The following is a 14624-nucleotide window of genomic DNA, read 5'->3' as shown; positions in this document are numbered from 1 at the left end:
AGCCAACAGGCCGAAGACATTACTCCAGTGGTCTGATACGGACGAAAAATGTTTCGTCACCGTCACTGTCAACTCGAAGCGTGACCAGACTGTAGCTTGGGGGTGAATCATCGACCTGAACAACACCGGCATCTCGCTTGATCCATTCGTTGCAGTCTTTCGAGACTTCAACATCATAGCGAAGATTCTGAAAATCCTTTCGCATCCTCACCGTCAACTCGACATAGGGAGGCGCGACCGCTCCAACCAATGGGTCAGCCGCAACGACTTGGTAAATCGGTCTGCTCGAAACGTCATCCGGACTGGTTCCCATGAAATACTTGAAAATGTTTGCAACGCCGCCCTGCAATGAAATTGCAGCAGGATCTCCGGCTTCGCTGGTGGTGCTTTCAAAGAAGGTTTGCCTCCAATTAAAATAACCGGACAAGTCCCGGCTGTTCTCAGGCCCACCGGGATTCATGTCCACATCCTCAAGTTGGAGAAGGTATGCCTTCAGCTGGGATTTCTCGATCGAACTCAAATTCTTCATCCCTCCATGCTCGGAACCCGAAGACTCGATCAGCTGATCGAGATTTTCCAACGATCCGTCATGATAGTACGGCTGGCCAGCCCAGAGGCCACGTAGAGTAGGCGTATCAATCCCTGAAAGAGGCGAGCCCGAGCCCATTCCCGATGTACTCTTAAGGGTCCCGACATCATAATTCCCACCCTCTGACGAATCCGTGAAATCATCGCCCGCGTGGCAGCTCGCACAATCAAGGCGGGCAAAGATTTCACGTCCATAAACCGCATCTGAGGTGAGAGATCCATCAGGGTTCCGATAAGGGCTTATCGGGGTCGTGCTCAAACTTTCCACATAGGCCGCAAGAGCATCCAAATCGGGGCTGAGCCCCGCCTTGGTCGGACCGAGCGGATCCGAGGTCGCTTCAAAATCCGGTTGAGACATGAACCCGAGACCATCGAAATGATTGCGGATGTCGTTCTCAAAGTCCTGAACTTCATCAAAATTGGCAGACCAGTGCATCCGTCCGTGACCCGTTCCGGAACGTCCTCGAAGATCGGTCGTATTCCGTAAACCCTCGCCCCGATCCGTGAAGTCCCAGACTCGTCCATCACCATCACCATCCAAATGACACGTCGCACAGCTAATATAACCGTCTGAGCTCATGCGTGGATCCACGGCGTTGTAGAACACCTTCTTCCCCTGAAGCACCTCGTCGGCAAGCGCTTCGGTCTCCACGGTAATTCGCTCACCAAGTAGCACCGGCGTATCCGACCTGAGCAAGGACAGTTCTGAGACATCATACATCGAGACACTCCTATCAAGAAAGTTGTGCACGTGAAGGACCTTCCCTTCGGGATCAAGAACCAGAGCATCCGGCGCCGAACCCACTTCGAATCTTGTAAACTCGGAACGACTGTAGGCATCAAGCACAACGATCGAGTTATTACCCTGAACAGAAACGAATACAAGATTCCCAAGCGAACTGAAGGCAACGGCATTCGGGGAATCCGAATCATTGAGATCCCATCGGGACCCAGCAATTTCTTGCGAGCTTGCCAGATCCACCTTTGAGACGACTGCTCTAACCGTGTTCTCGGAGGTCAAGGGCAGGCCGTCGCGAACCAACCCGCGGAGAATGTTGTCCTGTTTGGAGGGGATCAGAAGAGAGAGTCCGTCCGGACTGATAGCAGGATGCCCAAGGTAATTCGGAAGACCTCTCCCGCTCGATATGGTATCTGGTTCCGAGGAAATTGCCAAATCCACCAGATTCGTCACAGAAAAGCTATCGAGACTGATTTCAGCGACCTTCCCGGCGTCATCCGGAGAAATGAATCGTGTCACAAACAATCGCTCTCCCTCAGGGTCGATCGCAAGTCCTTTTGGCCACGACATTACCTCAAGAATTGAATCAATTTCGCGATCGCCTATGGAAACCTTGGCCACGGAGCCCGTGCCCATCAGCGCGACGTAAGCAAACCCTCCCGCCGTGTCGCAGACGATACCTTCAGGCGACGAGCCCCTCGGCAAACTGATCTGATCGACGATATTGAAAGTCGAGGTGTCAATGACCGCGATCTCGGAAGTCTCACGGCAAGTTACCCAGGCCTCGTCATTGCCAACCAGCGAGAGAGTCCGGGGTGATGAAGGCAGATTGATGGTTGATACAAGATCCTGTGTTTCGGCATCAGTCACCGACACGGTTAGATTATCCGGATTGACATTCCAAATTCTTCTCAACTCCGGGTCTTCAAACTGGATTCCTCCGCTTGAACGAACTTGTGAGGAAATGATTGGATGATGTACCACCAACCTGAAGAGCTTGGTCTTCACCTGCTCAAGATCACGAACCCTCAGAACGACGGAATAGTTTCCAGCCTTTTGAAAGCTCGTCGTAAGGAATGTAGAAGGAGACCAATCACTCTGTGACGAACTGCCTACGGCATCGGTGATCTCCCAACTGAACTCCAATTGTCCGATACCGCCACTCGTCCTTGCTTCCAAAGAGACATCAGCTGACGTCAGGACGATTGGATCCAGCTTCATCTCAGGATCAATCTCGAGAGGTTGAAACCCGGAATTCTCGACACCACGCGCCCAATCAATTGCATTGTTTAGTAAAACCTTACCTTGAGCAGTGAACAAATCGAACGCAAAATCCCCCAGTGGAACAGCCACGCGCCTTGCGGGAGCCGGAAAATCAACCATTTCCACGCCTTTTTCGTAGCCGAATATCAGAGCTTTCCCATCATTGTCGCTCAAGCCAATGAACGCCTCGGCACCGGGAGATCCCCAAGCCACTTCGACCGGTTCCTCAAGAAGCAATATGGCCGGCCCTGCAAGACCCGCTGTCAGTGGATTTTCTTCGGCCGCAAGAATGGCCTCTTCTACTATTGTTACACCGAAGTGGACATCCTCGGCACGGCTTGTCATCCCCAGATCATCCAATCCATAAGCCTCCCAAATCACGATGGGAACCTGCGCTTCCGCTAGGCTTTCATCGAGGTCCGATGACTGGATGCTCGATGAAATCATTACCAGTCCATAACCCTCAGCGATCTCCCTCGAAAGATCCTGAGCAGGAATGCCCGTTACAGAGAAGCCTCTGGCTTCGAGGTAGCTTTTGATCGACAGATCGCCACTCGCAAACCCGCCGGTATTGGTCACGTATAGAAACTCAGTTGCTGCCGTTTCCACGGACAACTGGAACTCCTTGATGACACTCGAAAAACCATCGTTGATGGTCAGGCGAAAATTGTAGTCCCCCTCGCCACCAACAGAAACGGTCGTTGTCGGTGCATCGCTCACGGCGATTTCGGCACCATCAGTCCCGTCGAGCAATTCCCATGTAAAGCCAAGGGGTTGCGGGCCGCTGTCAGGGTCGAAACTCTCGGAAGCATCAAATACCACGGAACGATTCGGCGTGGTCTGTTTTGGTGCCTGAAGAATGATCCTCGGCTTGGCGTTGTCTGCCAGAGGGTCCACGGTGAAATCAACACTGTCGGTAATCCCAGTGCCGTTTCCATCCTGTATCAATTCAATCCGAATCTGATGAGGGCCCGGCGAAAGATTCGTCAGCGCAACTGGTGCCGAGTCATCCAAAATGCCGGAAATCAGACCGTCGAGGGACCAAGTCAAAGAACGACCTCCTGATCCAAGAGGAAAATTGATCGTAGAGAAGACCAACGAAAGATCGGGGGTCACCACTGAGCCCTGGGCCGGACTGGCAAGCACGAGATCAGGAAGTTCACTGACCACCACCTCGGAACCCGTCGAAAAGCGGCTCGTGAATGGCTCGATTCCATTACCCACGATATCGGTAATTCCTCCCTCGGGAATGAATAGCTCGTAGGTCGTATCGTCCTTCAGAGGCAGATCAGGAATGAAGTTCAAGTAATTCCGGCTGTAGCTGAAAACTCCTGCGAGTGGCTCGCCCCCAGCCTCTCTCAATAGAAAGGTCGATGTGCTGACTGTCGTAAAATCAAGCGTATCCGTGACAATGACCCCGATCCTTGTTGAGATCCGCTGATCGGTAGCCAAATCTGCCGGATAGACGAAATTCACCTTTGGAGGACGTGTATCAGGCTCTGACTCATGCGGAATGAACTTTGCTCCGTCGCCATTACCTCCCCCCGTGCCGATCACCAAATTCGCAACCTTTTCCGTGAACTCGTGAGTCTTACTGATGGGAGCGAGATTCGAACTCTTTAGAATGCGATCACCCGGAATCGGAAAATCATACTTTTCATAAGTCCGAAAGTTCGGAATGTGGTAGAAATCATCGGCAAAGCAGGAGTAGAGCGCATCATCAAGATCTGGATCATGGTAGATCTCCCGAAGATCTGAAGGGTCCGTCATGTCCCAAACCTTCAGCCCCCCTCCTCCATGGGTGGTGATGTAATTCCCATACACACCCACTGAGTAGTTGCCTGTGCCAATCTCGGCATCCAGCAACATGGGATTGACGGGATCGCTAATGTCCACGGTTGCAAAGGGTCCCGACGAGCTTCCGGAACTCCCGGCACTACCGAGAACCATAAGATTGCCGATACAATGGACCGACCCCACCGAATTGATCCCGAACTCCCCACCTGGAATTCGCTTGATGAGGACGGGGTTGGTTGGATCCGATCCGTCGATGATATGGAGCCCTCTTTGAGTCGAACCGAGGTAGTAAATGGGATGCTGTCCCATCACCCACCATCCTGTCGTGCCATAAGTTCCCGCCTCCATACCTTCGATATGGAAGTCGGACAGCAGCCGCATATCCGTCGGATCTGAAACATCCCAAAACTGGACGCCTTCGATTGAGTTGATACAAAGTAGGTCACCGCTACTCAATACCATTCCATGCGCTTCTCGAATCTCATTCGTTACATCATCCTGGCGGAAATAGGTCCGCCGAATGTCACTCAGATCCGAAATATCAAATGAAGACATTGCTCCGCGCCGACCATAGGTTCCACGATTGGCGGCGTTTCTCGCCAACGGAGCGATCATGTAGCCCTTGTGGAAGAGAAGCTGATTGATACCAAGAACGGTATCTCCATCCTGTGGCAGCAATCCGAATCCTCCGTCACCGTCACGATCCCCTTCAGCATCGATCTCTGCCACCCAGGTTCCTACTTCTTCAGGGGAATAAAAGACGTTTGGAATTCCCTGACCATTGGCCGAACCTATGGTGAGGCCGGCGACAAGAACTGATAGTAGTCTGTGGGGGGGAAATTGCTTCATTCGGCCGTAATGATCATGTTTCCCGTTGGGCGCTGACACTGTCCGACGAGCTTGGAAAAAATCGTTTCATTTTCAGGAAAGGACGCTCAATGAAAATCCAGCTGAGCTTCGCCGCGATGAATACTGCGGCGGTGACAACCGAAATAAATATCAAAAGAGATGGAATCGATGACCCCACTAGCTTGAGGTTGAGAAAATTCTTAAACCAGAGCGCTTGGAGACCGAACATCAGTGGGAGGTGAAAGAGATAGATTGCGTAAGCAAACTTGCCGATTTGGAGCAGTCCACCGTTGGTAACCATTCGATACACTTTCCCATTCTCTTTCAAGAGAAGGGTCAAAACCAGGATCCCACCGAAGAAGAATGCAAGCAGCGAGAACCCAAATGTTTGGACGAAGCCATCGCGATTCCCAAATCGCCCGGTAAGGATTGCCAACAGGAAAAAGGGAAGGCCGAAGAGGACTACTCTCTTTGACCAAATCCTGAGCCATTCAATCTTACCAGGTTGACGCCACATGACGGAAATGATCGCCCCAACGGCCAAAGCGTCCATTCTGCAGAAGGGCAACACATAGGGCCCAGTTCGATTTCCATCCCAATAGCCCTCTCTGATCGCGACAACCATCGCAAACCGACAAACAAATGCGATGACGACCATTGCCCACGATATCACCAAAACCGTCTTCTGACGGCAGACGTAGATAATCAGGGGCCATACAAAATAAAACTGCTCTTCGATTGCCAGCGACCAGGTTACCGCTAGCAGGCGGTGTCCCATGTTACCATCCAGAGCTGCAAGGAAATTCGATGCGTAGAAGAGATACCAAGGAAGCTTTCCTTCAAGAGGCGGGAGTTCAGCGAGTGCCTCAGCGGCAGAAGCGGACTTCGAGGCGATGACATCGGCGATTTGAGGAAAAACGAAGAACGTGAAGAATACTACCACGTAGTAGAGCGGAAATATTCTCAACGATCTTCGAGCATAGAAGGTCTGGTAATAGCGCGGCTTGGACTTCGACTCGATCAGTATCCCGGTAATCAGGAAACCGGAAAGCACGAAGAACAGATCGACGCCAATCCACCCGAGTTGAAAAACACGCCAAGTGAACCAATCAAATGGGTTTCCGGTTGTCTTGAGATGAACCAGTTCCGAACAGTGGTATATGACCACCAAGAGAATCGCAATTCCCCGAAGACCATCGAGGGCCGGAAGATAACCCCGCCCACCATGTGACTCTTTGCCATGCTCTGCACCACCGTCACCCTTTGGTGACTTGTCAGAAACGGAGGACGATCCGGTAGTAACCGATTCGCCTGAAAGACCTCTCATGAGCATGATATCATTGGGAGCATTGGAAGCTATACCGTCCGCCAGCGCTCTAATTTCCCCTTGGCAAATCCACTTTGACGATCATCGAGGCAAAGCCTCTCAGATTTGACGCCTTGTGGTCAGGGCGCCGCTTCCAATGCCCACACGACCGAGGCCGAAAGCAGTTGTAAGCCATCAGAAGTCAAATTCGCTCCCGATAGATCACCCATAAAGAGGCCGACTCGACGGTCGGGAGCCACTTGGCTGTTGGCGAGAGTGCTTCCTGCCTCGTAGGCGAAAATCGCAGACTGGCTGCCATTGCTCGACAAGGCGGCAATCGATGTCCCGCCGGCGCCGGGTAGGCCCCAGGTGAAGAATCCACTGCCGTCACTGACGACGGTAACCACGCCACTGAGTCCTGCTGCAATCGGATGGGTTGGGTTGACGATTTCCAACTGACTCTCGCCAAAGGAGACCCCGAGTTGGACATTGTTCCCGACAGCAGTCAGCCCCATATCGTCGTAGATGTAGGGCTCGCAGACGATGGTAGGCACACTGGCATCACTAAGACGTCCACCCAGATCACCCGAGCTACCCGTCGCCGTAATGAAGACAAGATCCATGCCGGCGGCGTCGGCAAGCTGAACACCCGAGAAGCTTTTCAGGGTCACGACAAATCCCTGACCCTCGAACCAATCCCGCAATGCGGCATCGCCAGGATTCAAAATGGTGCTACCCACGACCAGAAGCACATCGCCGATAGGCACACCCGAAACTGAGATCGCCACATCCGTCGATGTAGATCCCATGGCGTTTGTTGCCGTAATCTGAAAAATCGTTGAAGCTAGCGACTCGGTTGGCGTGCCGCTGATTTCACCGCTTACCGTATTGAAGCTCAAACCGGCAGGAAGAGCGGGAAGGATTGAATAGCTGACAACCGCTCCCCCCAGAGAGCTCGGGAGATTCGGCGTGATCGCCACATCCTGCTCATAGTTCGCCGGATTTTGGGAATACTGCAACTGGACTGGAGCGCCGCCTGCATCATAGGTTCCACCCACTAGGGCCCACTGGAATGCAGCTGCGAGAATCTGCGAACCCTCTGCAGTGAGATTGGCGGCGGTCAGATCGCCGAAGCACAAGCCGAGTCTCCGATGGGCGGCGTTGGCTCCTGAAGCAAGCAGAGCACCACTATCGTAAGCGAAGATTGCTGAGCGTCCCGAGTTGGATCCAAGCGTTGCAATTTCGAGAGCCTCCCCACCAGCCCGGCCCCAAGTAAAGAATCCTGAGCCACTGGATACGATCGTGGACAGACCGCTTAGGCCTGCGGCAAGAGGATGGCCCTCACTGACGATATCAATCTGGGTTTCGAAACTGCTCGATCCAAGCTCGACTCCGTTACCAATGGCAGTGAGACCCATGTCATCGAAAACGTAGGACTCACAGACAATCATCGGAACTGACACATCGGTCAATCGTCCGCCAAGGGCACCGGAGCTGCCGGTGGATGTGATGAAGACAACATCCATGCCATCCGCATCCGAAGCTTGAACTCCCGCGAAGCTGCGCAAGGTCACCAGATAACCCTGATTCTCAAACCAGGTCTTTAGTGCTTGGTCTCCAGGATTAAGCGTCGTGGACCCAACAACCATCAGGACATCACCAATAGGAGATCCAAGAACCGTGATTTCCACGTCAGCACTGGTGGAACCCGAGGTATTTGTCGCCGTCACGGTGTATGACGTTTGACTAACCGCCGCGGTTGGAACCCCTGAAATCACACCTGTGAAAGGATCCAGCGATAAACCAGCAGGCAAGGCTGAAAGGACTGAATAGCTGTCCACTTCGCCTCCAAATGAAAGCGGACTATTTGCTGGAATTGCCACATCCAAATCATAAACCGCTGGATTTTCCGAGTAGTTCAACTGCACGGGAGGACCATTGGGATCAAAGGTGCCTCCTTCGATGGCCCATTGAACGGCAGCACTGAGAATCTGCTGGCCATCAAGTGTCAGGTTACCCGCAGTAAGATCGCCGAAGCACAAGCCAAGTCGACGATTCACCGCCACTTCGCCCGAGGCCAGAAGCACGCCCGTATCATAAGCGAAAACGGCGGACCGTCCCGGATTAGAGCCGAGCGCGGCAACTTCAATGGCGCTGGCACCCGCTCTCCCAAAGGTGAAGAATCCAGAGAAGTCGTTAACAAGATCGACCAGTCCGGCAAGGCCAGCAGCCAGCGGATGCTCGGGACTGATAATGTTGATCTGGGACTCAGAATTTGCCGCGCCAAAGTCGACGCCGCTTGCAAGGCCGGTAAGACCCATGTCATCGAAAATGAAGGACTCACAAACGATCATCGGGACCGGGACGTTTTTTAGACGTCCTCCAAGCGCACCCGAACTCCCGGTGGAAGTGATGAAGACAAGATCCTTTCCAGCAGTATCGGCGATCTGAACGCCTGCGAAGCTTTCCAAGGAAACAAGGTAGCCCTGATTTTCGAACCATGCCTTCAAGGCCTGATCACCTGAATTCAGATTGGTGTTTCCCACAACCATTAATACGCGTCCTAGTGGCGGGGGATCGACACCGATAAGCAGATCACTCACAGCAGACCCTGCTAGATTGGATGCGGTAACTTGATAGACGCTTGGAGCGACAAGCTCAGTCGGAGTTCCGCTGATCTCCCCAGTGGACGGATTGAGCGTCAGCCCCGACGGAAGATTAGGTGTGACTGAGTAGTTATCCGGTGCTCCGCCAAGTGAGAACGGAAAATTGGCGGTAATTGCCTCATCTTGAATGTAGCTCGCGGGGCTTTCACTATAAGTCAGCTGAACAGGTGGACCATTGGGGTCAAAACTTCCTCCCTCAAGAGCCCATTGAATCGCTGCTGCAAAGGCCTGCCAACCCGGACCGGTAAGATTCGAAGCGCTAACATCTCCAAGGAAGAAACCCAGTCGGCGATGCGGAGCCAATTGCCCATTTGCCAGCTGGTCCCCAATATCGTAACCGAAAATAGCAACCCGCTCTTCATTCGAGTCGAGATTCGCGACCTTCACCGCTGCAGTTCCTGGTATACCCCATGTAAAGAAACCACTGCCTGAGGTGACAACGCCTGTCAGCCCGCTCAATCCCGTTCCAAGAGGGTGACTCGGCGCCAAAAAATCAAGCTGTGTTGCATTGAATGAGACTCCCAAAAACGAGTCGTTACCGACCATCGTCAGCCCCATATCATCATAAACATAAGGTTCACAAACAATCACAGGAGCGGAGACATCCTTGAGCTTTCCACCCAATTGGCTGGAACTTCCGGTAGAGGTGATAAAGACAAGATCGATTCCGTCGGCATCAGACGCTTGGACATCGGCAAAGCTTCTCAGCGTCACTGCTGAACCCCTCGAATTGAACCAGTCCAGTATCGCACTATCTCCGGCATTCAAGATAAGACTGCCAACCACCAAAAGAACGTCAGGGGGTGGGACAACCACTCCGATCATGAGATCGACGGATGTCGAACCAAATACGTTCGTCGCAGTAATTTCGTAGTCAGCAGCTGAGGACACCTCGACAGGCGTTCCACTGATCATGCCACTGCCAGAGTCGAGACTTAGTCCGGAGGGCAAGGCAGGATTGACCGAATAGCTCACGACATCGCCACCGAATGAATCCGGAAAATTGGGAGTAATCGGACTTCCTAATTCGTAAACGACAGGGTTCTCCGAGTAAGTAAGAGCGGCGGGTGGGCCGTTTGGATCAACGAGGGAAAGTATAACCGTATCACTGGAGGAAAACTCGCCATCCGAAACAGTGACAGTCGCAGGATGATCGCCATAAGCGGTTATCGTCACCTGTGTCGATGGCGAGTCAGACGGCAGGAATGACACATCCGCAGAGGTCGAGCTCCATTCAACGGTCACCGGATTGCCGATTGGCCTGCCATCATCGACCACGTAGGCGTCAAGTTGGATCGCTTGAGGCGCAGCAGCTTCGATTACCTGATCACCACCAAGAATGCCAGTAATCGGGGCCTTGTTCTCTCCGCCACCTGGACCCCCACCCAAATCGATGCCCTCGGTTGCCCAGACAATAGCGGCATCGAACAACGCCTGACCATCGGCTGTAAAGTGTTCTGACGTCTTATCACCGACGAAAAGACCAACCCTCCGGTTGGCTGCTGGATTGCCGTTGACCATGAGGCCGTCCTCTTCGAGCGCAAAGATGGCGCTTTGTCCTGGATTTCCGGTCAAGTGGCCAATGCTCAGAACATCGCCGCCGGGAAGTCCCCAGGACAGGAAACCTTCACTATCAGAAACAACGGTAACCGCACCGCTCAGTCCGGCTGCGAGGGGATGAGCTGCAGCCGTGATCACCAGATCGGATTGATTCACTCCCAAACCGAAGTCCAAACCTTCGAGTCCTCCCGTGAGGCTCATGTCGTCGAAGAGAAACGGCTCAAAAACGATTACAGGCACTTCGCTGTCGCGGAAGGCTGGGCCCACCTTCCCGGAGCTGACCGTTGAAGAAATGACAATGAACTGCGCATCACCGACACCCGATGAACCCGCAATGGAATCAACGAAAAACTCAGGCTCAAAGCCAAGGGCCTCGATTGAGTCAAAAATATTCTGATCAGCCAGAGTGAGGGCGCCATTTCCGATGATGATGGCAGCCTTCGGTCTTGGCTCTCCGACCTGGATCGTCAGCGGGTATGAGTAGCCGGGGAAACCGAGATCGTCATAAGCTGTCGCAGTGATTTCGTACCTGCCAGCAGGAACTGCCAGCCACATCAGCATGTGCGGTTCGCCCGTCGTTTCACCAATGAGCACGCCATCAGCATAAAATGCCACTCGGTCGATGGTTCCGTCGGAGTCAAAGGCCAGCGCCGAGAAGTTGATGTCTGAGTCTGCAATAAAATAACCCTCAGTCTGAGGGCCGTTGACCGTAAAAGTGACCTGAGGCTGCGCGTTGCCAACAGCAAGTTGCCCGAGGACGTCAAACCATCCGTCCCCGATCTTCTGATAGCCACCTTCCGTCATGTGCAGGCCATCAACCATGTCCAGGCTGGGATCGATCCCTCCCCCGGTGTCGGCGAAGTAAATGTTATGACCCAGGCCGAAGTAATCATTCACGATCCCAGGCAGATCACGGTTGAACTCCTGAACCGCCCGGTTGAGTCCTGCATATCCACCCGACGTGGGGGCAATGGATCCCACCACCAGAGTAACCCCCGGCTTATGAGTGAGAATTTGTGAAATCAGACTGTCGAGGCGATCGATCGCTCCCACTCCGATCCCATCGGCGAAGTCGTTCGTCCCCAGCATCAGCAGCACTGTGTCCGGATTCCTCGAATCGAGCCATCCATTCACACGGTTGGCGATTCCACCAATGGTATATCCGCCCCATCCCTCATGTTCGAGATCGGTTCCAAGCGCGGTGATCTGGGCGCTGGTGTAGGGAGTGTTTGAATCCGGGCCTGGACCATGGGCTCCGCCTACGGAAGTCCCGCTACCGACGTAGTCCATCGAATATCCCGCTTCGTTGATCAGTCGATCACGTAGAAACGAGCGGTAGTTGTAGCCCTTCTTCCCGCGGGTGTTGGAATCCCCTAGCGGCATGATCTTCGTTTGCGCCTGCAAAGGCGCCGCTAAAGAGCAGGCGAGGAGAAGCGCTCCTACGAGTTTGAGCGCAAAGCGGACACGACGATTCGAAATCATGGGACTGGGGGGATTGGCGCTCTTCTGGTTGAAGATGCGGGGAGGGAGAATGATGCGGGGGCGCGAGCGATACAGATTAACCATCCGCAAAAGCTTGCTTTTGGATTTTGCGGTCTTTTTCGGGAATTGCAATTCAAAATTTAGTGACGCGACGGGCCTCGAAGAGCCCGCCTACGAGTCCAACGAGTAAAATAGTCATTCCAAAGATAAGCAGGGAAAATGCCATTGCTGTCTCATTCGTAACCCCCAGACTTGTAAGGAGTAATAAGGATGCACCTTCTCGCAGGCCAATTCCTGAAGGCGTCAATGGGATCATCGTGGCAAGAATGATCGACGAGCGAATCCAGCCCATCGCCACCAAACCGACCTCGATGCCGAGGCTGCGCGCAATCAGAGCGTAGGCCACGATCCCGAGCAAGTGGGTCAAAATGGAAAGGGAAAAGACGACGACCAGCGTTCGGACCGGCAATTTGGCCTGCTTGTGGAGAGCGTCGTGAATCTTTCTCGCAGGACCTTTGCCATAGCGCATGGCCAATCCATAAAGCGGCCTCAAAAGTGGGATTTTTTCAGCTACAAGAAAGAGGAAGATGACACCGATCGAGGCGGCCAGGGCGCCGAGCATGATCAGCAGCGGATACCATCCTTCTTCTTGCCTCGCGCCGAGCCAAAACACGATTCCGACCAACAGTAAGGTAATCGTGCTGATCACCCGGTCGGTGAATAGAGCAACCCCGGTAGCCAGGGCATCTCCTTTGTCAGCCGATAAACGATAGAAGCGAATCGCAATCCCGGTGAAATTGCCGCCTGGCAGAAACAAACCGTAAAAGAGGGTGGAAAGGTTGATTTCAAAAATCCCCCAGGTCGTGATCTTATTGCCCGATACCTCAAGTAGGCGCCTTAGACGATCTGCCGTCGTCCAGTGGACCAGCAAGGTCATGAACGTTGAAAGGACCAGCAACTGCCATTTTGCCTCCAATATCGCCGCCCAAATCGAAGCGAACGGAATCTTATAGAGGAGATAGGCAAGAATCCCCCCAGCCACCAAGGCCTTGAGCATCGTCTTCCACCACTTGGCCTTCGCCTTGAGGGGAACGGCCTCGTCTTTGATCAGAGGCACGGATTCGGAGACGTCTTCCATGGGGGGGATGGGGTCAGAGTGGTGAAACTCAGACAGGATTCGCAACCGGTGAGAGCTCGATGGTCCCCCTTTCGACGAGATCGTAGAGCTCATCGACCCGGCGACGATGAGCGGAAAAAGTATGATTGGATTCGACGAAAGACCTCCCTGCCCTACCGAGCCTATCGCGCAGTTCTTCATCTTTGGAAAGTGCCACGATCGCGTCTCCGAAACCTTCCGGAGTCGGTTCCGCCAACATGCAAACCGAGGAGTCAACAATCTGACTGTGTGTTGGCAAATCAGTCAGAAGTACGGCACGTCCGGAATGCATGTAGGGAAAGATCTTCTGTGGCGTATTGATCCCACGAGTCCGTGGAGCGGTGAGAATGTCGGACTCCGCCAACAACTCATCGAGCTCTGCTGCCGGCCAACGACCGAGGAAGTGGGCGCGCCCGGTGAGATCGAGGGCTTCCGCACGTTTCTTGTAGTCTTCAATGGCTTCGTCCGTGCCACCCGCGATGGCGAGTTCGATATCGGCTCCTTTTTTCAAGGCATCGGCGAATCCTCGAAGCAAGAGATCCACTCCCTGATACTCCTCAAAATTTCCAACATACATCAAGATCGGCCTCCCTTGAGGAATACTTAACTTTTCACGGAGGAAACCTGTCGCCGGACGGTCCGGGTTCTCCAATTGGGAGATGTCATGGAGCGTGACCAATTTTGCGGCGCCCTGATCCCTCGCGAGGTCGGCCAGAGCATGGCAAACCGGAGCACAGGCAAGGGCTCCACGAACCGCCATTCCCTCCATCGCATCCAAAAAGCCGGAAATCGGGCTCAGCCATGGCTTTTTTTCGACCATTTGTTGGGCGATCGAAGAGTCCATGTCGTAGACGTAAGGGGTCCCATAGATCCATTTGAAAACCATCGCGATGAAAACCGCCTCTTCACCGGCATGAATCACATCGGGACGAAAGCGGCGGAAAGTCTTCCACGCCAGAATCGCCAACAGGAAATCGGCATAAAGTTTCTTCGGTGAGAATCCAGGACCAATCGATCCCAACCAGGAAGGCGCTTTGATCCGGTTGATGGTAAGCCCTCGATAATCGCGATCCTCACCGTCGTGATAGACACAGGCCTCAACCGTCTCACCACGCTGTGACAAAGCACGCAGAAGAATATCGACATCAATCGGGGTGCCTCGATCCACAAAGAACGAATGGGGTGCCAGTACCTGTATTTTCATCCTGTTATTCGGTT

At 53.4% G+C, this 14624-nt stretch carries 5 protein-coding genes; all 5 read right to left on the bottom strand.

Translation table 11 applies throughout. From position 1 onward, the window contains the following. Positions 1–19 precede the first annotated feature (19 nt). A complete protein-coding gene (locus WBG04_RS16825) occupies positions 20–5236 on the bottom strand; it encodes an Ig-like domain-containing protein (RefSeq protein ID WP_424315797.1) in 5217 nt (1738 codons plus the stop codon). Positions 5237–5249: 13 nt separating this feature from the next. Further along, positions 5250–6563, bottom strand: a complete 1314-nt coding sequence (locus WBG04_RS16820) for an acyltransferase family protein (protein ID WP_424315795.1) — start codon at positions 6561–6563, stop codon at positions 5250–5252. A 119-nt stretch (positions 6564–6682) separates the two neighbouring features. After that, a complete protein-coding gene (locus WBG04_RS16815; RefSeq protein WP_424315794.1) occupies positions 6683–12250 on the bottom strand; it encodes a putative Ig domain-containing protein in 5568 nt (1855 codons plus the stop codon). A gap of 133 nt (positions 12251–12383) precedes the next feature. After that, complete coding sequence (locus WBG04_RS16810; protein WP_424315792.1) at positions 12384–13388, bottom strand: lysylphosphatidylglycerol synthase transmembrane domain-containing protein; 1005 nt, start codon at positions 13386–13388, stop codon at positions 12384–12386. Positions 13389–13416: 28 nt separating this feature from the next. Further along, positions 13417–14610: a glycosyltransferase family 4 protein gene (locus tag WBG04_RS16805; RefSeq protein ID WP_424315790.1), complete on the bottom strand. Its 1194-nt coding sequence runs from the start codon at positions 14608–14610 to the stop codon at positions 13417–13419. Between the last annotated feature and the right edge of the window lie 14 nt (positions 14611–14624).

Origin of the sequence: Haloferula sp. (assembly GCF_049672945.1) — a bacterium.
Taxonomy (GTDB): Bacteria; Verrucomicrobiota; Verrucomicrobiia; order Verrucomicrobiales; family Akkermansiaceae; genus Haloferula.
Note: the sequence above shows the minus strand (reverse complement) of the source record. Positions and strands in the feature narration are given on the sequence as shown.